Genomic DNA, 21375 nt, shown 5'->3' on the forward strand with positions numbered 1-21375 from the left:
GGCGGCCCGGGGTGCGATGGGGCCGCATGAAAGTGTTATTTACGGGTGCTTGTAATGAAAAGTAACTCATTTTCGCACAGTATCTAGGCTTTTCCAAGACACGGAAGGAAATGTCCGTTTTTTTGCTGCTGGCGACGACGGGATTGCTCGCGATTATCCGAGGGCATGCCTACCATCTTAAGTTTATCGGGGCTGGAAATTGCAGTGGTTGGGATCGCCGGCTGGATTTTCAGCCGGAAGGGTCATTGAAAATTCGGCCCTGCGTACAGCCGGAATTTCCTTGCAGGGGGCTTTCAGCCGTTTGCTTGCCTGAAGCGTCAGTTTGAAGCTGCGCTGGCGTCTGGCGTGATTTTCAAGTTTTCATGAAAAACGAAAAACGGTATCTCATTCACCGGCTGGTGGCGCTGGGATTCATGGTGATGTTTTTGTCCACCACGGTCAAAGGCGTCTACCAGGTTTATTTTGCGGAGTTGGCGGTGCATTTTGGCCAGGGCCGCACGGGGTTTGCGTGGTCGGGCTCGGTATTCATGCTGGTGACGGGGCTGGTGTCGCCGCTGGTGGGAGCGTTGAGCGATCGCGTCGGCCCCTTGCGCACGGTGGTGCTGGGGGCGGTGGCGGAGGGCGTGTCGCTGTGGGGGGCCACGGTGTTCTCCGGCTCCTTGTGGGTTTTCGTTGCGGCTTACGGCCTGGGCGGGGCTTTCGCGCTGGCTGCCATGACCTACGTGCCCATGGGCGTACTGGTGGATCGGCTTTTTCAGCAACGAAATAAGGGTTTTGCATTGGCGCTGGTGGGCAACGGCACGGCCATCGGCTTCATCGTGCTGTCGCCGCTGTGGATTGCGCTGCAGCCGCGCCTGCCGTGGACGCAGGCGTTTGCCGCCGTTGGGCTGCTGCTGGCGGGTCCGGTGGCGCTGGCCGCCGCCTGGGGAGCGCGCGCGCTGCGGCGCGCGGGGCTGGCGCAGCCGGCGGCCGAGCCCGGGCCGGCGGTGGCGGTGTGGCGCCAGGTGCGAAGCGACCCGGGCTTTTACGTGCTGGCGCTGGGCTTCATGGGCTGCGGCGCCACCATGGCCTTCGTGGACGTGCACCTGGTGGCCTTCTGGCAGGACGCGGGGGCTCCGCGCGAGCGCATGGGCTTGAGCCTGAGCCTGTTGGGCGTGCTGGAGCTGGTGAGCGGGCTGGCCACGGGCTGGCTGGCCCTGCGCTGGCGCAAGCACGCGCTGCTGGCGGTGTTCTATGCGCTGCGCTCGCTGGCCATGGCGCTGCTGCTGGCGGGCGGGCCGGACGTGCAGACCCTGGGCTTTGCCGCGGTGTTCGGCGCGAGCTACCTGGGCACGGTGGTGCTGACCTCGATGTACTGCTTCGAGCGCTACGGCACGGCCATCAAGGGACGGGTGTTCGGCCTGCTGTTCCTCATGCACCAGTGCGGCGCCTTCGCCGCGGTGCAGTTGGGCGCCTGGAGCTTCGACCTCACGGGCAGCGGCCGCAGCCTGGCCGTGGCGCTGGCCGCGCTCACGGCGCTGGGCGGCGTGGCGAGCTTTTTCGGCTTGCGCGACGGGGAGCGCCCGCCCGCGCCCGGGGCCGATCCGGCGCCCGCGCTTGCGCCGGCAGCCGGCCGGGCCACGGGCGCATCCTGAACGCCGCACCGCCGTGCCGGAGCTGCCGTTTGAGCTGTTGTTGAAACTGCCGGTGGCCGCGGCGCTGGCCCTGCCTTTCCTGGGGGCATTGCGGCGCAGCCGCACGCGGCGCGCGGCGCTGGCTTGGGGCCTGGCGCTGGTGCCGGCCGTGGCGCTGGGCCTGTGCGCCGACCCGCAGGCGCTGGCGCGGCTGCGGGTGGACGCGGTGCTGCTGGGGGCGTCCTGCGGGCCTTGAGCTCTCGCCCGCGCCGCCCGCGCGGCGCGGCGGCGGGGAGGGCCTCAGTCCTCCTTCATCTGCGCCGCCTTGGCCAGCGGCGCCAGCCGGGCCTTCTCGGCGGCCAGGAACTTCCTGAAGTCCTCGCGGCTGCCGCCCGTGGGGTCGATCGCCATGGGGATGAGCTTGGCGCGCAGCTCGCTGCTCTTGAGCGCCACGTTCACCGCGGCGTTGAGCTTGTCGAGGATGGCGTCCGGCGTCCCCTTGGGCGCGAACACGCCGGACCAGTGGCCGATCACGATGTCCTTGAAGCCCTGTTCCTCGGCGGTGGGCAGGTCCGGCAGTGCGGCGATGCGGCGGTTCCAGGTCGAGGCCACGGGGATGAGCTTGCCGCCCTTGATCATGGGCAGCACCACGGGGCTGGCCTCGGAGGTGGCGTCCACCTGCGCGCCGGCCACGGCGGCCATGCCCTCGGAGCCGCTCTTGAACGGGATGATCTGCAGCTTGGCGCCCGCCTTGAGCTTGAGCATCTCGGCCACGAAGTGCGGCGTGCTGCCGGTGCCGGCGGTGGAGAAGTTCAGGCCGGGGCCGTTCTTGGAGGCGGCGATCAGCCCCTTCAAGTCCTTAATGGGCGAACCGGCGGGCACCACGATCACCGAGGGGCTCACGGCCATCATGACCACGGGGACGAGGTCGTCCTCCTTGTAGGGCATGCGCGACTTGATCATCGCGTTGGTGATCACGCCAGCCGCCGGCGCCAGGAAGGTGTAGCCGTCCGGCGCCGACTTGGCGACCAAGTCCGCCCCCAGCATGGAGCCGGCACCGGGCTTGTTCTCGATGATGATGGGCTGGCCCAACTGCTTGGCCGTGGCCTCGGCCACCGCGCGGGCCACGATGTCGTTGGCGCCGCCCGGGCCGAAGGGGACGACGAAGCGGATCGGCTTCACGGGCCAGGCCGGCGCCTGCGCCTGGGCGGCGGCGGGCAGCAGGGCGACGGTGGCGGCAGTGGCGGCCAGCGCCAGCACGGTGCGGCGGGATGCGGTGTTGCGGTTCATGTCAGCGGGTCTCGTGTTGGTAGAGCAAAGGGGCGTGCACGTCGAGCACGCGGCGGGTGGCGTCGTCGCCCAGGGCCTGGCGCAGCGGCGCCAGCGTGGAGCCGTAGGCAGGCAGGGCTTCGGGGGCAAAGCTGGTGTGCGGCCAGTCCGAGCCCCAGAGGGCGCGCTCGCCGAAGAGCTCGAAGGCGCGGGCGATGGCCGGCCGCAGCGCGGCATAGGGTTCCGCGTCCCGCAGCCGGTACCAGCCGGAGAGTTTGATCCAGGCGCCGCCCGCGGCCAGCGCGGCCGCCGCGCGCCAGGCCGGGTCGGCGGCGGGCAGCTCGGCGTGCAGGCCGGCCAGGTGGTCCAGGACGAAGGGCAGCCCGGCTTCCTCCTGCAGCACGGCCAGCGCGGGCAGGTGTTCACAGCGCGCGTACCACTGCACGTGCCAGCCGCGCGCGCGCAGCCGGGGGGCCAAGGCGCGCAGCGCGTCGGCCGGGTCGCCGTGCCGGGCCTGGTGGCCCACGGGCGACACGAGGTTGAAGCGGATGCCGCGCACGCCGGCGGCGTGCAGCGCGTCCAACTCGGCGTCGGCCACGCCGGCGTCCACCACGGCCACGCCGCGGTGGCGGCCCTTGGCGGCCTGCAGCGCGCGCAGCATCACGCCGTTGTCCGTGCCGTAGACGCTGGGCTGCACCAGCACGAGGTGGCGCACGCCGTGGGCGGCGGCCAGCGCCTCGATGTCGGCCAGCGGCCGGTGCACGGGGCGGTAGTGGCCGGGCTGCACGGGGGCGTCGGCGTCGAAGACGTGGACGTGGCAGTCCCAGCCGCCGGGGGGGTGTTGATCCGTCATGCGGCTCACTCCCGCGTGATGCGGTGCTCGCGCACCACGCGGGTCCACTGCGCCTGCTGCTGTTGCAGGAAGGTGGTGGCGGCCTTCTCGTCGCCGGCAAACACTTCGCCGCCCAGGGCACGCACGCGGCCCAGCACCTCGGCGTCGGCCATGACGGTGCGCAGCGCCGCGGCCAGCTTCATGCGCACGGGTGCCGGCGTGGCGGCGGGGGCCAGCACCGGGTTCCACTCCAGCACCTCGTAGCCCTTGAGGCCGGACTCCTCCAGCGTGGGCACGTCCGGCAGGGCGCGGGTGCGCAGCCTGGACGTCACCGCCAGCGGGCGCAGCCGCTTGGACTGGATGTGGCCCAGCGACGAGGCCACGTTGGCGAAGAACAGGGGCACCTGGCCGCCCATCACGTCGCTCATGGCCGGGCCGCCGCCGCGGTAGGGCACATGCGTCAGCTCCACCTTGGCGATCTGCTCGAACAGCGCACCGGCCAGGTGCTGGGCCGAGCCGTTGCCCGACGAGGCGTAGGTGAGGCGGCCGGGTTTATTGCGGGCCAGGCGGATGACGTCGGCGACCGACTGCGCCTCGAAGCCCGGCGTGCACACCAGCACGTTGGGGAAGGTGGCCAGCACGGCCAGCGGCGCGAAGGCGGTGGCCGGGTCGTAGGGCAGCTTGTGGTCGAAGAGGGCCGGGTTGACGGCGTAGTTGGAGGCGTCCAGCAGCAGCGTGGTGCCGTCCGGCGCGGCGCGGGCGACCTGTTGGGCGGCGATGGTGCCGCTGGCGCCGGGCTTGTTCTCCACCACCACGGTCTGGCCCAGCACCTGGCCCAGGCGCGGGGCGATGAGGCGGGCCATCACGTCGGCGCCGCCGCCGGGCGGGTAGCTCACGATCAGGGAAATCGGCTTGCCGCCGGCGATGTCGCCGGCCGCGCGCGACAGGCCCGGGGCGGCCAGCAGCGCGGAGGCGGCCAGCAGGCGGCGGCGCGTCCAGGAGGCGGGAGCAGTCATGTCTTGTCTCTCTTGCGGTGTGCTTGGGATGCGGCGGCGCTGGAGTGGCGAGGCCGGCCTGGCCCCGTGGGCGCCGCCGGCCCGCAGGCCAGCCGCCAGGCCGGAGAGGGCTCAGGCCGTCAGGTGATGGCCACGGTGTAGTGAAAGGCGTTGGCGTCGCCCAGCGTGGTGCGCAGCTCCATGCAGCGCCCGCTGAGGTCGAAGGCCTGGCGCTGCACGCGCGCGCAGGGGTGGTCGGCCGGCAGCGCCAGCGCGCGCGCCGGCTCGGCGGGCAGCCGGCAAAAGCCGATGCTGTCCACCGCGCGGTGCACGTGCACGCCGCAGCGTTGGGCGAACAGCGGGTAGAGCAGGTCGCCCCAGTCGGCCGGGTCGCCCTCGGCCAGCGCGGCGAAGAGGGGCAGCGGCAGCCAGATTTCCTCGTGCAGGCAGGGCTGGTGCGCGACCAGCCGCAGCCGCAGCAGCCGCAAGGCCGGCTCGCCGGGGCCCAGGCCCAGGGTGCGGGCCACGTCGGCGGGCGCGGGCAGCGGCTCGCGCGAGAGGATGCGCGAAGCCGGCGCCTGCCCGCTGCCGTCGCCGAAGCGGAAGAAGCGCAGCAGCGACGCGCCGCTGAGCGACGGCTTCACGAAGGTCCCGCGCCCGTGCCGGCGCTCGATGAAGCCCTGCTCGGTGAGCAGCTCCAGCGCGCGGCGCATGGTGCCCAGCGCCACGCCGTGCTCGGCGGCCAGCGTCTGTTCCGCCGGCAAGGCCGTGCCGGGCGGCCACTCACCCGCCACGATGCGCGCGCGCAGCGCGGCGGCCAACGCGGCGTAGCGGCTTTGTCCGACTTCAGGCTGAACCAGGCGCAGGGGCTCCATCTGGTAATTGATCTAGTCCTATAGAGGAGTTGAAGTGTGCCGCTGTCGATACGGGTGGGCATGTGGGAACTACTCAGCGCGGGCGCGGGTGTTTTCCCGGGTGGCGGTGGGCAGCGTGCGTGCTGCCGTGACGGTGCTTGCCGCGAATTTCCCGAAGGAGAACCGCCGTGACGACGCTTGCGCCCGTTCTCGTGTCCGCTGCGCTGCTGGCGACGGTGGCTGTTGCGCGTGCGGCCGTGGACAACGCTGCGCTGCCCACCGCGCTGCGCGTGCCGCCGGGGCATGAGCTGCGCCTGTGGTCGCTGGGCAAAGGCGAGGTGCGCTATGCCTGCCGCCGGCAAGCCGGCGCGGGCGGCGGCTACGCGTGGGTGGCAGGCGAATCGGCGGGGCGTCTGTACGACCTGTACCTGCGCGAGATCGGCTGGAGCTATGGCGGGCCGACGTGGAAGTCGGTGGACGGCTCCAAGGTGGTGGGCCTTCCCCTGGCCGCCGCGCCGGCCGGCGAGGGCCACCTGCCGCTGCAACTGCTGCGCGCCGCGGGCACGTCAGGGCAGGGGACGATGCAAGGCGTGAGCTACATCCAGCGGCTCAATACCCGCGGCGGTGCGGCGCCCAATCAGCCTTGCGATGCGCGGCGGGTTGGGCGGGAAATGGCGGTGGGGTATCAGGCGGAGTTTGTGTTTTATGGGCGGCGGGAGCGATGAAACAAAGCCAGCCCGGCGGCATTTCACGCCACCGTCTCCCCCGGCACCCACACCTCGAACACCGCGCCGCTCTCGCCGTCGTCGCGGTTGCGCGCCCGCAGCGCCCCGCCGTATCGCTCTATCAGCCCGTGGCTGATCCACAGCCCTAAACCCGTGCCGTCGTGCTTGGTGGTCATGAAGGGCTGAAAGAGGTCGCGCAGCACCTCCGGCGCCAGGCCGGGGCCGCTGTCCGCCACCGAGATCAGCACGCCCTCGGCCTCATCGCGGGTGGACAGCCGCAGTACGCCGCCGTTGCCCATGGCCTGCAGCGCGTTGAGCAGCAGGTTCACCAGCACCTGCTGCAGCTCTTGGCGGTTGATGGCGGCCGTGCGCGTGTGCGCGAACTGCTGCTTCACCTGCACGCGGCTGCGGGCGAGCTGCGGGCCCACCAGGCGCAGGCAGTCTTGCAGCGCCTGCGCCGGGTCCACGGCCTGCACGTAGCCGGCGTATTCGGTGGGCCGCGAGAACTGCAGCAGTTGCGCCACGATGAGCCGCATGCGCTCGACCTGCTCGTCGGCCAGTTTCAGCTCGTCGCGCACGCTGTTGACGTGCTCGCCCAGCAGCTCGCGCATCAGGTCCAGGTTGCCCTGCAGCACCGCGATGGGGTTGTTGACCTCGTGGGCGATGCTGGCCGTGAGCTGGCCTATGGCGGCCATCTTCTCGCTGCGCAGCAACTGGCGCTGCGCGGCCTGCAGCTCGCGGGTGCGCTCCTCCACCTTGGCGTCGAGCTCGGCGTTGGCCCAGCGCAGGGCGCGGGTCTGCTCGTCCACGGTGTCCAGCAGCCCGTCCAGGTGTGCGCCCAGGGCGCCCAGCTCCGGGCTGCCCTGCAGCGGGCCGACCCGCGCGCGCTGGCCGGACTGCACCTCGCGCATGGTGTGCGCCATGCGCTCCAGCGGCTGGTACAGGGCGCGCGCGCGGCGCAGCGACAGCCAGGCCGCCGCGCCCATCACCGCGAAGAAGAGCGCGCCTATGCCCAGCAGCACGCCGTACTTCAGCAAGGTGAAAGGCTGCTCCAGGAAGCCCACGTAGAGCATGCCCACGCGGCGGCCCTCGCCGTCGGCCAGCGGGGCGTAGGCGGAGACGTACCAGTCGCCCACCACGAAGGCGCGGTCCAGCCAGGTGCTGCCGCGGCCCAGCACGGCTTCGCGCACTTGCTGGGAGACGCGCGTGCCTATGGCGCGGTGCGCGGCGCCGCCTTCGAACAGGCGCACGTTGGTGGTGATGCGCAGGTCGTCCAGGAAGAGCGTGGCCGTGCCGCGGCTGCCGAACGGCAGGGTGCCCGGCGGGTACACGATCTCGTTGATGTGGTCGATGAAGGCCAGGTTGCGGTTGAGCAGCGTGCCGGCCTGCAGGTAGTGGGTGATGTGCCCGCGCGCATCGGCCACCGGCGCGCGCGCCAGCAGCACCAGGGCGCGCTCCTCGGTGCTGCGCTCGGTGGGCGCGGCGTAGGGCGTGGGCAGCAGCGGCACGGCCACGCGCGACTGCAGCGCGGGCGCCAGCAGCGCGAAGTCCTGCGGCGCCAGCACTTCCACGGCCGAGCGCGAGGCCGGGCCGTTGAACCAGCCCGCGCGCGTGGCCTGCGGCGGCGGGCCGAAGTCGGTGGCCAGCAAGCGGCCCTCGGCGTCGCGCAGGTTGACGAAGTCCACGCCCTCGCGCTCCTTGAAGCGCTGCAGCAGCGCGCCCAGCTCCGCTGGGGCCGTGCCGCGGGCCAGGGCGGATTGCAGCGCCTGCGAGTCGGCCAGCGCGGCGGCGCTGGCGCCCATCTCGGAGCGCACGCGCTCGAAGTAGCCGTGCGCCACGGCCAGGTCGGCGCGCACCTTGGTCACCAGCAGCGCATCCAGCGCGCTGGAGCCCCACCAGGCCAGCGCCACGCCCAACAGCGGCAAGGCCACGCCCGCGGGCAGCAGCGACAGCGTCAGGAGCTGGCGGCGGATGGAGCCGGGGGCGCGGGTCATGGCCAGGCGGCGCGCCTCACGCCCCGAGCTGCCACTCCGCGCAGCGCCGCTCCAGCGTGCGGCGCGAGATGCCCAGCAGCGCCGCGGCGCGCGTCTTGTCGCCGCCCACGGACTCCAGCACCGACAGGATGTGGCGCTTTTCCAGCGTCTGCAGGTCGGTGGGCGCGGCAGTGCCCGTCGGCTCCGGCGCGCGAACTGCGGCGCCCGCCGCGCCCGCGGGAACAGGCCCCGGCGCCGGCTCCAGCCCGGGGTAGAGCGCCTGCACGTTGAGCGCGCCCAGGATGAGCGAGCGCTCCACCAGGTTGCGCAGCTCGCGCACGTTGCCCGGCCAGTCGTACTGCTGCAGGTAGGCCATCTGCTCGTCGCTGACGCTGATGGGCTCCAGCCCCAACTGCGGCGCCAGCGTCGCGATGAAGTGCGCCACCAGCGCGGGCAGATCCTCCTTGTGCGCGCGCAGCGGCGGCAGCGTGATCTCCACCACCTGCAGCCGGTAATACAGGTCCTTGCGGAAGCGCCCGGCCTTGGCCTCCTCGGCCAGCGCGCGGTTGGTGGCCGCGACGATGCGCACGTCCACCGGGATCTGCTGCTCGCTGCCCACGGGGCGTATGCGCCGCTCCTCCAGCACGCGCAAGAGCGTGGCCTGCTGCGGCAGCGGCAACTCGCCGATCTCGTCCAGGAAGAGGGTGCCGCCCTGCGCGTAGTAGAAGAGCCCGTCGCGGCTGCGTGCCGCCCCCGTGAAGGCCCCGCGCGCGTGGCCGAACAGCTCGCTGTCTATGAGGTCCGGCGAGAGCGTGGCGCAGTTCACCGGGACGAAGGGCCCCGCCGCGCGCGGGCTGCGCGCATGCAGCGCCAGCGCCGCCAGCTCCTTGCCCGTGCCGGACTCGCCGGCCAGCAGCACCGTGCTGGGCACCGCGGCGGCGCGCTGCAGGGCGTGCTGCAACTGCGCCATCACGGCCGAGCCGCCGACGAAGCCGTCCAGCGGCGAGGGCGGCGTCTTCTCCGACAGGGTGCGGCGCAAGATGAAGTTCTCGCGCGCCAGCCGCGAGCGCTCCAGGCACTGCGCCATGGCGTTGAGGATCTGGGCGATGCGAAACGGCTTGAGGATGAAGTCCGACGCACCGGCACGCAGCGCTTCGATGGCCGTGTCCAGGTCCGCAAAGGCGGTGATGAGGATGACCTCGCCCGAGTGGCCCTGTTCGCGCAGCTCGCGCAGCAGCTCCAGCCCGCTCTTGCCCGGCAGCGCGATGTCCAGGATGAGCAGGTCGAAGCGGTGCTGCGCACAGAGCTGCGCCGCCTCTTCCGCGCTGCCCGCGGCCAGCACCTGGCCGCAGCGCGTGGCCAGCGTCTTGGTGAGGAAGTTGCGCATGCCCTCCTCGTCGTCCACGACCAGCACGCTGGCCAGCGGCCAGCGCTCGGCGGGAGAGGAGGGGGCGGTGTGTGGTGTCACGGCGGGGACTGCGGTGTGGGCCTGGGGCGGCGGCGGGGCTGGATTGTAGGAAGGCCCCCCGCCACGCGGGGGGCGGCGCCGCAACGCCCCCGGCAGGCGCCGCGACAACTTGTCGTGCGATGCCGCGACAGCTTGTCGCGCCCGCGCCGCCGCGCAGGGCTTGACCTGACGCAAGTGCTTGATGTTCAAGGCCCGGCCGTCGCCGCCGGCCCTGGTACGGGCTGTGCAATGGAGAGGCCTGCGGCGGTTTGTCCCATTCCTAGGCAAAGCGTTGCATAGCCCCGTTGGACCGACACCGCCGCGCCAGGCGTGGCCGCGCGGTGTCCGAGACCGAGACGGCCCAAGCCCATCCATGTGCTGCCGGCCGCATCCCCAAAAAAACCGCTGCTGAGGAGACGCCATGAGCGAGACCCCCAACAAACTGTCGCGCCGCCGCGCGCTGGCCGGCGCCGTGGCCGTGCTGCCCAAGGGCGATCCCGCGCCCGCTGTGGCCGCCGCCGCGCAGCCTGCCGCCGAGCCGCCCAAGGGCGACGGCTACCAGGTCACGCCCCACGTGCTGCGCTACTACCAGACCACGCGCATCTGAGCTGACGCGCCGTCCCCACAGCCGCCAACACGCCTTGCCTGGCCCGCCTGAAGCGGGCCGCCACGCCCAACGGCTTTCCATCCGCTGGGCGCGAACACCTGCCCGCGCGGGAGGGGCCAGGCCCTAGAGAAGGTTTTTTTGCCATGTTGCTCACGCGCAAGAGCGCCACGCCGGCCGCCGCCGGCCAACCGACCGCGGGCCTGGTCTCCAGCCTCACCCGCGGCATAGACAGCTTCAACCGCCGCGCCATCCCGACGCTGGACCGCCGCGCCTTCCTGCGCCGCTCCGGACTGGGGGTGGGCGTGGGCATCGCTGCCTCGCAATTGAGCCTGGTGCAAAAGGCCCAGGCCTCCGACAAGCCCGCCGCTGCCGCCGACGGCAGCCGCAAGGTGGAAGTGAAACGCACCGTGTGCGGCCACTGCTCGGTGGGCTGCGCCGTGGACGCGGTGGTCGAGAACGGCGTGTGGGTGCGCCAGGAACCGGTGTTCGACTCGCCCATCAACTTGGGTGCGCATTGCGCCAAGGGCGCCGCGCTGCGCGAGCACGGCCACGGCGAGTACCGCCTGAAGTACCCCATGAAGCTCGTGGACGGCAAGTACCAGCGCATCGGCTGGGACCAGGCCCTCAGCGAGATCAGCGCCCGCATGCTGGAGCTGCGCAAGCAAAGCGGGCCGGATTCCATCTTTGTGGTCGGCTCGTCCAAGCACAACAACGAGCAGGCCTACCTGCTGCGCAAGTGGATGAGCCTGTGGGGCAGCAACAACTGCGACCACCAGGCCCGCATCTGCCACTCCACCACCGTCGCCGGCGTCGCGAACACGTGGGGCTACGGCGCGATGACCAACTCCTACAACGACATGCAGAACGCCAAGGCGGCGCTGTACATCGGCTCCAATGCGGCGGAAGCGCACCCGGTGTCGATGCTGCACCTGCTGCATGCCAAGGAGAACGGCTGCAAGGTCATCGTGGTGGACCCGCGCTTCACCCGCACCGCGGCCAAGGCCGACGAGTACGTGCGCATACGCTCCGGCACGGACATCGCCTTCCTGTTCGGCGTGATGCACCACATCTTCAAGAACGGCTGGGAGGACAAGCAGTACCTCCAGGACCGCGTCTACGGCATGGACAAGGTGCGCGAGGAGGTGCTCACGCAGTGGACGCCGGACAAGGTGCAGGAGGTCTGCGGCGTTGACGGCGAAACCACCTACAAGGTCGCCAAGCTTCTCGCCGACAACCGCCCCGGCACCATCGTGTGGTGCATGGGCCAGACGCAGCACAGCATCGGCAACGCCATCGTGCGCGCGTCGTGCCTGCTGCAGCTCGCCCTGGGCAACGTGGGCAAGAGCGGCGGCGGCACCAACATCTTCCGCGGCCACGACAACGTGCAGGGCGCCACCGACGTCGGCCCCAACCCCGACTCGCTGCCCGGCTACTACGGCCTGGCCGAGGGCTCGTGGAAGCACTTCGCCAAGGTCTGGGGCCTGGACTTCGAGGACCTCAAGAAGCGCTACGCCCCGGGCATGATGACCAAGCCCGGCATGACCGTCTCGCGCTGGATCGACGGCGTGCTGGAGAAGAACGAGCTCATCGACCAGGACTCCAACCTGCGCGGCCTGCTGTTCTGGGGCCATGCCCCCAACTCCCAGACCCGCGGCCTGGAGATGAAGAAGGCGATGGACAAGCTCGACCTGCTGGTCGTGATCGATCCCTTCCCCAGCGCCACCGCCGCCATGGCCGCCATGCCGGGGCGGGCCGAGGACGCCAACCCCAACCGCGGCGTCTACCTGCTGCCGGCCACCACGCAGTTCGAGACCAGCGGCTCCTGCACCGCCTCCAACCGCTCCATCCAGTGGCGCGAGAAGGTGATCGAGCCGCTGTGGGAGAGCCGCACCGACCACATGATCATGACCCAGCTCGCCGACAAGCTGGGCTTCGGCAAGGAACTGGTCCAGGGCTACAAGATGGTCCCGGGCAAGGGCGGCATGCAGGAGCCGGAGACCGAGTCCATCCTTCGCGAGATCAACCGCGCGCTGTGGACCATCGGCTACACCGGCCAGAGCCCCGAGCGCCTGAAGGCCCACATGCGCAACATGCACGTCTTCGACGTCAAGACGCTGCGCGCCAAGGGCGGCATCGACAAGGCCAGCGGCTACAGCCTGGACGGCGACTTCTTCGGCCTGCCCTGGCCCTGCTACGGCACGCCGGAGCTCAAGCACCCGGGCTCGCCCAACCTCTACGACACCTCCAAGCACGTCATGGAGGGCGGCGGCAACTTCCGCGCGAACTTCGGCGTGGAACGCGAGGGCGTGAGCCTGCTGGCCGAGGACGGCTCGCACTCCCTGGGTGCCGACATCACCACCGGCTACCCCGAGTTCGACCACGTGCTGCTCAAGAAACTGGGCTGGTGGGGCGAGCTGACCGAGGCCGAGCAAAGGGCGGCCGAGGGCAAGAACTGGAAGACGGACCTCTCCGGCGGCATCCAGCGCGTGGTCATGAAGAACCACGGCTGCCACCCCTTCGGCAACGCCAAGGCGCGCGCCGTGGTGTGGAACTTCCCCGATCCCATCCCCAAGCACCGCGAGCCCATCTACTCCAACCGCCCGGACCTCATCGCCAAGTACCCCACGCACGACGACAAGAAGGCCTTCTGGCGCCTGCCCACGCTCTACAAGAGCGTGCAGGAGAAGAACAAGGACATCGGCCAGCGCTTCCCGCTGATCATGACCAGCGGCCGCCTGGTGGAGTACGAGGGCGGCGGCGAGGAGACGCGCTCCAACCCCTGGCTGGCCGAGCTGCAGCAGGACATGTTCGTCGAGCTCAACCCCAAGGCGGCCAACGACCGCGGCATCCGCAACGGCGAGTACGTGTGGGTGAGGACGCCGCCCATGGAGGCCGTGGAGGGCTTCAAGGGCATCCGCGTCAAGGCGCTGGTGACCGAGCGCGTGAACGCGGAAACCGTGTTCCTGCCGTTCCACTTCTCCGGCCGCTGGGGCGGCATGGACATGGCGCCGTACTACCCGCAGGGCGCCATGCCCGTGGTGCGCGGCGAGGCCATCAACACGGCCACGACCTACGGCTACGACAGCGTGACCATGATGCAAGAGACCAAGACGACGATCTGCCAGATCGAGCGCGCCTGACGTCTGCAGCAGCCGAACGAGACAAGGACCTGACATGGCCCGTATGAAGTTTTTGTGCGACGCCGAGCGTTGCATCGAGTGCAACAGCTGCGCCACCGCCTGCAAGGCCGAGCACGACGTCCCCTGGGGCGTGAACCGCCGCCGCGTGGTCACGCTCAACGACGGCGTGCCCGGCGAGAAGAGCATTTCCGTGGCCTGCATGCACTGCTCGGACGCGCCCTGCATGGCCGTGTGCCCGGTGGATTGCTTCTACCGCACCGACGAGGGCGTGGTGCTGCACGACAAGGACGTGTGCATAGGCTGCGGCTACTGCTCTTACGCCTGCCCCTTCGGCGCGCCGCAGTTCCCCACCAACGGCACCTTCGGCCTGCGCGGCAAGATGGACAAGTGCACCTTCTGCGCCGGCGGCCCCGAGGCCAACGGCTCCGAGGCCGAGCTCGAAAAGTACGGCCGCAACCGTCTCTCCGAAGGGAAGCTCCCGATCTGCGCCGAGATGTGCTCGACCAAGGCGCTGCTGGGCGGCGACGGCGACGTGGTGGCGGACATCTTCCGCCAGCGCGTGGTGCAGCGCGGCAAGGGCAGCGAGGTGTGGGGCTGGGGCACGGCCTACGGCAAGCCCGCGCAGCCCCAGGGCGGCCATGGCGGCGCGGTCAAGGCCGAGGCGAAGGCGGAGGTGAAGTCGTGAGCAGGCTGCGTTTCATGCTCGCCCTGGCCGCTGCGGCCATGGCCTTGTCGGCCTGCGGCGAGCGCTCGCAGGAGCTGGGCGCCAAGCACGTGAAGTCCGACAAGCCGGCCTTCAGCGGCGGAGACGCCCAATTCACCGCCGCCGGCTGGAACGCCGGCGACCGCGCGGCCTGGGAGCAGCAGATCCGCACCCGCGGCCAGGGCCAGAACGAGTACTCGCGCTCGGCCCCCACGGCGCCGCAGCCCTGACGGCACGCCACAAGGAGAGGCCATGCAAGCCTTGATGCACAAACTGCTGCTGGCCGCGGCGCTGCTGGCCGGCGGGGCCGGCGCGTCGCTGGCGCAGACGGCCCCGGCGCTGCCGGACGCCAAGCCGGCCGTCACCGCGCCGGCCACCGTCACACCGGCCGAGCCGCGCGCGGACGAGACCAACGCCGAGCGCGCGAAAAGCCAGCCCGGCAACAACGCGCCGCTGTGGCGCGCCGTGCGCGAGAGCGGCAACGTGGAGGGCTACGCCTCGCTGCCCGGCGCGGAGAAGGGCGTGCTCATCCAGCGCTTCACGCAGTACCCGGGCTCGGCCGTGACCAACGCGGGCGAGGCCTGGCGCCAGGTGCGCAACCGCTGGCTCATCCCCGTCGGCGGCTCGCTGCTGCTCATCGTGGTGGTGGCCATCGGCCTGTTCTACTGGAAGCGCGGCCCCATGGGCCACGACGACCATGCGCCCGCAACCATAGAGCGCTTCACGCCCCTGGAGCGCGCCACGCACTGGGTCAACGCGGGTGCCTTCGTGCTGCTGGCGGTGTCGGGCATCGTCATCGCCTTCGGCAAGTTCTTCCTGCTCCCCCTCATCGGCACGCATCTCTTCGGCTGGCTGACCTACGCGCTGAAGACGGCGCACAACTTCGCCGGGCCGGCGTTTGCCGTGTCCATGGTGGTGATGATGCTGACGTTCGCCCGCGACAACCTGCCCAGGGCCTGGGACTGGAAGTGGGCGCTCAAGGGCGGCGGCCTGTTCACCGGCGAGCACGTGCCTTCGCACCGCTTCAACGCGGGCGAGAAGACGCTGTTCTGGGTCGGCATGTTCTGGCTGGGCACCCTGGTGGTGGGCTCGGGGCTGGTGCTGGACAAGCTCGTCCCGGAGCTGGGCTACCTGCGCGGCCAGATGCAGTGGGCGCACATGGTCCACGCCGTCTCCACCGTGCTGATCATGTGCCTGTTCATGGGCCACATCTACATGGGCTCCGTGGGCGTGAAGGGCGCGTACCGCGCCATGCGCACCGGCTACGTCAGCGAGGACTGGGCGCGCGAGCACCACGAGCTTTGGTACGACGACGTCAAGGCCGGCAAGATCCCCGCGCAGCGCTCGGCCACCGCCGCGCCGAGCGCGCCCATGGCCACGCCCCGCGCCTGAGCCGGGCAGGAGACCCGAACATCATGAAGAAGCTTTCCCGTTCTTTCGTCCTGGCCGCCGCCGCGCTGCTGGGCGCCGGCGCGGCGCTGGCCAAACTGCCGCCGCCGTCCGACGAGGCCAAGGCCAAGGCCGACGAGGCCAAGGCCAAGGCGGCGTGGAGCGACAAGGTCGCCGCGTATCAACTCTGCAAGGCCAATGACCGCGTGGCCGCGCGCACGCTGGCCGAGGCGAAGAAGGCCAGCAAGCCGGTGGGCGAGGTCGTCGCCACCCCGGCTTGCGCCGACCCCGGCCCCTTCGCGTACACGCCGCCTGAAGCCGCTGCCCCGGCGGGTGCCGCTGCAGCGGCGTCCACCCCGGCCGCCACGACGGCTGCCGCCGCATCCGTGGCGGCTGCGAAAAAGCCCTGACGCTCGAAGGGCCCTAGCATGGCTGCCATGCAACCCGCCTGCCAACTGCCTCTGCTGCCGCGCCTGACCGATGCCGGCGCGGCGCTCACGCGCGAAGTCGAGGTGCTGGACGAATACGGCCAGCGCCGCGTGATCCACATGCCCAACGAGCGGCCGCTGACGGTGTTCGTGGACAAGCGCGAGCTGGTCACGCTCATGACGCTGGGCGCGGCGCCGGAGCTGCTGGTATTGGGTTACCTGCGCAACCAGCGCCTGGTGGGCTCGGTGGAGGCGGTGGAGTCGGTCACGGTGGACTGGGAAGTGAACGCCGCGGCCGTGAAGACGCGCCACGGCGTGCACGACATCGAGCACCGCACCGCGCGGCGCATCGTCACCACCGGCTGCGGCCAGGGCACGCTGTTCGGCGACGTGCTCACGCAGCTCGACGACGTGCGGCTGCCCTCGGCCACGCAGGCGCGGCTGCGCCAGTCCACGCTGGCCGCGCAACTGGAGCGCATGCGCCAGATCCAGATGGACAGCATCCACCGCAAGGCCGGCTCGGTGCACGGCTGCGCCGTGTTCCGCGGCAGCGAGATGCTGTATTTCGTCGAGGACGTGGGCCGCCACAACGCCATCGATTCCATCGCCGGCTGGATGTGGATGAACGGCGTGGACGGCGCCGACAAGGTGTTCTACACGACCGGCCGCCTGACCAGCGAGATGGTCATGAAGGCGGCGCAGATGGGCGTGCCCATCGTGGTCAGCCGCAACGGCGTGACGCAGATGGGCCACGAGCTGGCCGTGAAGCTGGGCATGACGCTCTTCGGCCGCGCGGCCAACCGCCACTTCCTTTGCTACTGCGGCTTCGAGCGGTTTGATGCGGAGCCCGAGCCCGCGCCACCGGTGGCGCGCGTGGTGCGGTCGATCTGAGAGGGCGCAACGGTCCCTCGCAAATGAAAAAGCCCGGCACTGCCGGGCTTTTTCATGGGTGTGGTGCGCAGCCGCCTGCAGGCGGCGTGAAGCGCTTCTTTAAGCCAGCCGCCCCTTGTGCCGCGCTATCTGCGCGCTCACCTGCACCGGCGCCGTGCCGCCGAGCACCTGGCGCGCCTGCAGCGAGCCGCGCAGGGTCAGCACTTCGTAGACGTCCTCGCCGATGCTGGCGTGGAACTGCTGCAGCACGTCCAGCGGCAGCTCTGACAGGTCCACGCCGCGCTGCAGGCCCACCTTCACCGCGTGCGCCACGACCTCGTGCGCGTCGCGGAAGGGCAGGCCCTTCTTCACCAGGTAGTCGGCCAGGTCCGTCGCGGTGGCGTAGCCGCGGCGCGCGGCGCTCTCCATCGCGGCGGGCTTGACGATGATGCCTTCCACCATCTCGGCCATGATGCGCAGCGTGTCGCGCAGCGTGTCCACGGCGTCGAACAGCGGCTCCTTGTCTTCCTGGTTGTCCTTGTTGTAGGTGAGGGGCTGGCCCTTCATCAGCGTCAGCAGCGCCGTGAGGTGGCCGTAGACGCGGCCCGTCTTGCCGCGCGCCAGCTCGGCCACGTCCGGGTTGCGCTTCTGCGGCATGATCGACGAGCCCGTGCAGTAGCGGTCGGCCAGGTCGATGAACGCGAAGTTCTGGCTCATCCACAGCACGATTTCCTCGGCCAGGCGCGAGACGTGCATCATCGCGATGGACGCGAAGGCCGTGAACTCGATGGCGAAGTCGCGGTCGCTCACGGCGTCCAGGCTGTTCTGCGTGACGGCGTCGAAGCCCAGCAGCTTGGCCACCATCTCGCGGTCCAGCGGGTAGCTCGTCCCGGCCAGCGCGGCCGAGCCCAGCGGCAGGCGGTTGACGCGCTTGCGCAGGTCCGTGAGGCGCTCGGCGTCGCGGGCGAACATCTCCACGTAGGCCAGCATGTGGTGGGCAAAGCTCACCGGCTGGGCGACCTGCATGTGCGTGAAGCCGGGCAGGATGGTCTCGACGTTCTTCTCGGCCACGCTCACCAGCGCGCGCTGCATGGCGGCCAGCAGCGGCTGGAGCTGGTCGATCTCGCCGCGCAGCCACAGCCGCACGTCGGTGGCGACCTGGTCGTTGCGGCTGCGGCCGGTGTGCAGCCGCTTGCCGGCGTCGCCCACGAGCTGCGTGAGGCGCGCCTCGATGTTGAGGTGCACGTCCTCCAGGTCCAGCTTCCACTCGAAGCTGCCGGCCTCGATCTCGCCGCGGATCTGCGCCATGCCGCGCTGGATGTCGGCCAGGTCCTGCGCGCCGATGATGCCCTGCGCCTGCAGCATGGCCGCGTGCGCGAGGCTGCCCTCGATGTCGGCCGCCCACAGCCGCTTGTCGAAGTCCACGCTGGCCGTGTAGCGCTTGACCAGCTCGCTCATGGGCTCGGAAAAGAGGGCGGACCAGGCTTGCGCCTTCTTGTCGAGTTGGTTCGAGGACATGGCTGTGATGAAAAAGAAGAACGTCGGGATTCGGGAGGCGAATCCGCGATTTTAAGTGAGGGGGTGCACGGCCCGGCCAAGCCCGCAAGGGGCCCGGGCCGGGCGCCAGGGGAGCGGCCGGGCCGCTCCCGCCCACGCTCAACCCGTGTTGCGCAAGCCCGCCGCCACGCCGTTGATGGACAGGTGGATGCCGCGCTTCAGGCGCTCGTCGTTGTGCTCCTTCTCCCGGCGCCAGCGCCGCATCAGCTCCACCTGCAGGTGGTTGAGCGGGTCCAGGTACGGGAAGCGGTGCTCGATGGAGCGCGCCAGCGCCGGGTTGGACGCCAGCCGCTGCCCAACGCCGGTGATGAGGTTCAGCGCCTCGCAGGTGCGCTGCCACTCGGCCTCGATGGCGGCAAAGATCTTCTTGCCCAGCCGCTTGTCCTCCACCAGCTCCACGTAGCGGCGCGCGATGTTCAGGTCCGACTTGGCCATCACCATGTCCAGGTTGGACAGCAGCGTGCTGAAGAAGGGCCACTGCTTGTGCATGCGCCGCAGCAGCGTGAGCCGCTTGGCGCGTTCGGCCTCGTCCGTGCCCAGGAAGGTTTCCACGGCGGAGCCGAAGCCCGCCCAGCCCGGCAGCGCCACGCGGCACTGGCCCCAGCTGAAGCCCCAGGGGATGGCGCGCAGGTCCTCGATGGCGCGCGTGGCCTTGCGCGAGGCCGGGCGCGAGCCGATGTTGAGTTCGGCGATCTCGCGGATGGGCGTGGCGGCGAAGAAGTAATCCGCGAAGCCCGGCGTGTCGTAGACCATGTGCCGGTAGGCCTCGAAGCTGGCCTGGCTCAGCTCGGCCGCGGCCTGAAGGAAGGCTTTACTCGCCCCTTTGGTCGGGTGCAACAAGGTCGCTTCCAAAGTGGCGGCGACGAGCGTCTCCAGGTTGCGCCGGCCGATCTCGGGGTTGGCGTACTTGGAGGCGATCACTTCGCCTTGCTCCGTCAGCCGGATCTGCCCGTTCACCGTGCCCGGGGGCTGCGCCAGGATGGCCTGGTAGCTGGGGCCGCCCCCACGCCCCACCGTGCCGCCGCGGCCGTGGAAGAGGCGCAGCGTCAGGCCGTGCTGCTCGCGCAGCGGCTCGAACAGCGCCACGAGGGCCGTTTCCGCCTGGTACAGCTCCCAGTTGCTGGTGAAGAAGCCGCCGTCCTTGTTGGAGTCGCTGTAGCCCAGCATCACGTCCTGCTCGGCACCGGAGCGCTTGATCATCTCCAGCACGCCCGGCAGCGCCAGGTACTCGCCCATGATGGGCGCGGCGCGGCGCAGGTCGCCGATGGTCTCGAACAGCGGGCTGACGATGAGGTCGGCCACCGCGTCGTCCTCGGCCAGCAGCCCGCGCAGCAGGCCCGTCTCCTTCTGCAGCAGCAGCACTTCCAGCAGGTCGCTGACCTCCTCGGTGTGGCTGATGATGTAGTGGCGCAGCGCCTGCGCGCCGAAGGACTGGCGCATGGCGCGCGCGGTCTCGAACACCGCCAGCTCGCTTTGCGTCCAGGGCGAGTACTCGTGGCCCATCACGCGCAGCGGGCGCGCGTCGTTCAAAAGCTTCAGCAGCAGCTCGCGGCGCGCGGCCTCGTCCAGGCCGGCGTAGTTGCTCTCCAGCCGCGCCACCTGCAGCAGCTCGGAGATCACGGCCTCGTGCTGGTCCGAGCTCTGGCGCAGGTCCACCGTGGCCAGGTGGAAGCCGAACACCTGCACCGCGCGCATCAGCGGCGCCAGGCGCGGCGTGATGAGGGCGTGGGCGTGGTGGCTCTTGAGCGAGTCCTCGATCACGCCCAGGTCGCGCAGGAATTCCTCGGCGTTCGGGTAGGGGCTTTGCGGCGCCACGGCATGGCGCAGCGCCTCGGTGCCGGTGAGCTCGAACAGCGTGGCGGCCAGCCGCGCGTACATGCCCGTGAGCGCACGGCGGTAGGGCTCGTCCTCGCGGTGCGGGTTGTGGTCGGGCGAGCGCTCGGCCAGCTCGCGCATGTCGGCTGTCACGGGCGCGAGCATTTGCGACATGGACAGCTCCGCGCCCAGCTCGTGCGCTTCGATCAGGTAGTGGCGCAGCGCCACTTCCGACTGGCGCGAGAGCGCCAGCTTGAGCGTCTCGGCCGTCACGTTGGGGTTGCCGTCGCGGTCGCCCCCGATCCAGTTGCCCATGCGCAGGAAGTTGCCCACGGCGTAGCCGGGGAGCATGTGCTCGATCTCGCGGTACAGGCGCGGAATCTGGCGCAGGAAGGTGGTGCGGTAGTAGGACAGGGCGTTGTCGATCTCGTCGGCCACCGTGAGCTTGGTGTAGCGCAGCATGCGCGTCTGCCAAAGCTGCGTGATGCGCCCGCGCAGCAGCGCCTCGTTGTCCTCGCGCTCGCGGGGCGACAGCGGCTGGTCGCGCTGCGCCACCAGCTCGGCGATGGCGCGCTCGGCGTCCAGGATGCTCTTGCGCTGCACCTCGGTCGGGTGCGCCGTGAGCACGGGCGAGACGTAGGCCTGCTCCAGCATGCGGGCGATGTCCTGCGCGCGCACGTCGGCGGCCGTGAGCTTCTCGAAGCTGGCGGCCAGCGAGCCTTCGTGCGGCGGGTGCCCGTCGTGCGCGGCCTGGCGCTCGTGGAACTCGCGCCGGCGCACGTGGTGGCGGTCCTCGGCGATGTTGGCCAGGTGGCTGAAATAGCTGAAGGCGCGGATGACGCTCACCGTCTGGTCCGAGGACAGGTTCTTGAGCAACTTGTCCAGGCTCTTGCCGGCATTGGCGTCGTTCTTGAGCCGGTAGGCCACGGAGAGCTGGCGCACGCGTTCGACCAACTCGTAGGCGGCGGCGCCCTCGTGTTCGCGAATCACCTCGCCCAACAACCGACCAAGCAGTCGAATGTCTTCGACCAGCGGGCGGTTCTTCTCAGCGGCGTCGTCAGCGGGAGCAGGGCGGCGGGGCATGGGGGTGTCTCGCAAAAAAACAAAAGCGCGCATCCTAAGGGGTCGCGCCCCCGGGCCGCGTTATTGCGTGGCTGT

18 protein-coding genes are annotated in these 21375 nt (G+C 70.6%); 10 read left to right on the plus strand and 8 right to left on the minus strand.

The genetic code is table 11. The features are described 5' to 3' along the window. The first annotated feature begins 362 nt into the window (after positions 1 to 362). A complete protein-coding gene (locus SM757_RS13880; protein WP_322465922.1) occupies positions 363 to 1634 on the plus strand; it encodes an MFS transporter in 1272 nt (423 codons plus the stop codon). Between the two features lie 40 nt (positions 1635 to 1674). Next, on the plus strand, positions 1675 to 1869 hold the full coding sequence (locus tag SM757_RS13885; protein WP_322465923.1) for a hypothetical protein: 195 nt from the start codon (positions 1675 to 1677) through the stop codon (positions 1867 to 1869). A 44-nt stretch (positions 1870 to 1913) separates the two neighbouring features. Here SM757_RS13885 and SM757_RS13890 read toward each other — a convergent pair whose 3' ends face one another. From SM757_RS13890 to SM757_RS13905, 4 genes are all read right to left on the minus strand, one after another. Then, positions 1914 to 2903 (minus strand): tripartite tricarboxylate transporter substrate binding protein, encoded by a 990-nt coding sequence (locus SM757_RS13890; RefSeq protein WP_322465924.1) that lies wholly within the window; start codon positions 2901 to 2903, stop codon positions 1914 to 1916. Position 2904: 1 nt separating this feature from the next. Then, positions 2905 to 3735, minus strand: a complete 831-nt coding sequence (locus SM757_RS13895; protein ID WP_322465925.1) for an amidohydrolase family protein — start codon at positions 3733 to 3735, stop codon at positions 2905 to 2907. 5 nt (positions 3736 to 3740) lie between these two features. Then, complete coding sequence (locus SM757_RS13900; protein ID WP_322465926.1) at positions 3741 to 4730, minus strand: tripartite tricarboxylate transporter substrate binding protein; 990 nt, start codon at positions 4728 to 4730, stop codon at positions 3741 to 3743. A gap of 119 nt (positions 4731 to 4849) precedes the next feature. Further along, positions 4850 to 5584 (minus strand): GntR family transcriptional regulator, encoded by a 735-nt coding sequence (locus SM757_RS13905; protein WP_322465927.1) that lies wholly within the window; start codon positions 5582 to 5584, stop codon positions 4850 to 4852. A gap of 167 nt (positions 5585 to 5751) precedes the next feature. Here SM757_RS13905 and SM757_RS13910 point away from each other — a divergent pair, with 167 nt between their 5' ends. Beyond that, positions 5752 to 6288 (plus strand): DUF3455 domain-containing protein, encoded by a 537-nt coding sequence (locus SM757_RS13910; RefSeq protein WP_322465928.1) that lies wholly within the window; start codon positions 5752 to 5754, stop codon positions 6286 to 6288. Positions 6289 to 6311: 23 nt separating this feature from the next. On the opposite strand, the gene SM757_RS13915 is transcribed toward SM757_RS13910, so the two are convergent. Continuing rightward, entirely contained in the window at positions 6312 to 8282 is a 1971-nt protein-coding gene (locus SM757_RS13915) for a sensor histidine kinase (protein WP_322465929.1), read from the minus strand. 16 nt (positions 8283 to 8298) lie between these two features. Then, a complete protein-coding gene (locus SM757_RS13920) occupies positions 8299 to 9729 on the minus strand; it encodes a sigma-54-dependent transcriptional regulator (protein ID WP_322465930.1) in 1431 nt (476 codons plus the stop codon). Positions 9730 to 10129: 400 nt separating this feature from the next. Between SM757_RS13920 and SM757_RS13925 the strand changes: the two genes are divergently transcribed. The 7 genes from SM757_RS13925 to SM757_RS13955 all read left to right on the plus strand — a co-directional run bounded on the left by SM757_RS13925 (position 10130) and on the right by SM757_RS13955 (position 16866). Continuing rightward, complete coding sequence (locus SM757_RS13925; RefSeq protein ID WP_322465931.1) at positions 10130 to 10315, plus strand: formate dehydrogenase; 186 nt, start codon at positions 10130 to 10132, stop codon at positions 10313 to 10315. 143 nt (positions 10316 to 10458) lie between these two features. Beyond that, positions 10459 to 13455, plus strand: a complete 2997-nt coding sequence (locus tag SM757_RS13930) for a formate dehydrogenase subunit alpha (RefSeq protein WP_322465932.1) — start codon at positions 10459 to 10461, stop codon at positions 13453 to 13455. Positions 13456 to 13489: 34 nt separating this feature from the next. Beyond that, positions 13490 to 14140 carry a formate dehydrogenase FDH3 subunit beta gene (gene fdh3B, locus SM757_RS13935; RefSeq protein ID WP_322465933.1) on the plus strand — a complete coding sequence of 217 codons (651 nt, stop codon included), beginning with the start codon at positions 13490 to 13492 and terminating at the stop codon, positions 14138 to 14140. Next, positions 14137 to 14388 (plus strand): hypothetical protein, encoded by a 252-nt coding sequence (locus SM757_RS13940; protein WP_322465934.1) that lies wholly within the window; start codon positions 14137 to 14139, stop codon positions 14386 to 14388. Before fdh3B ends, SM757_RS13940 begins: the two co-directional genes overlap by 4 nt. Positions 14389 to 14410: 22 nt before the next feature. Beyond that, complete coding sequence (locus SM757_RS13945) at positions 14411 to 15550, plus strand: formate dehydrogenase subunit gamma (protein ID WP_066341884.1); 1140 nt, start codon at positions 14411 to 14413, stop codon at positions 15548 to 15550. A 23-nt stretch (positions 15551 to 15573) separates the two neighbouring features. Further along, entirely contained in the window at positions 15574 to 15957 is a 384-nt protein-coding gene (locus SM757_RS13950; protein WP_322465935.1) for a hypothetical protein, read from the plus strand. 27 nt (positions 15958 to 15984) lie between these two features. Then, complete coding sequence (locus tag SM757_RS13955; RefSeq protein WP_238455927.1) at positions 15985 to 16866, plus strand: formate dehydrogenase accessory sulfurtransferase FdhD; 882 nt, start codon at positions 15985 to 15987, stop codon at positions 16864 to 16866. Positions 16867 to 16965: 99 nt separating this feature from the next. Here SM757_RS13955 and argH read toward each other — a convergent pair whose 3' ends face one another. Together argH and ppc are read right to left on the minus strand one after the other, a co-directional pair. After that, positions 16966 to 18363, minus strand: coding sequence for an argininosuccinate lyase (gene argH, locus SM757_RS13960; RefSeq protein ID WP_322465936.1), 1398 nt, complete (start codon positions 18361 to 18363; stop codon positions 16966 to 16968). Between the two features lie 138 nt (positions 18364 to 18501). After that, complete coding sequence (ppc, locus tag SM757_RS13965) at positions 18502 to 21300, minus strand: phosphoenolpyruvate carboxylase (RefSeq protein WP_322465937.1); 2799 nt, start codon at positions 21298 to 21300, stop codon at positions 18502 to 18504. Between the last annotated feature and the right edge of the window lie 75 nt (positions 21301 to 21375).

Origin of the sequence: Azohydromonas lata (genome assembly GCF_034427735.1) — a bacterium.
GTDB classification, from domain to species: domain Bacteria; phylum Pseudomonadota; class Gammaproteobacteria; order Burkholderiales; family Burkholderiaceae_C; genus Azohydromonas; species Azohydromonas lata.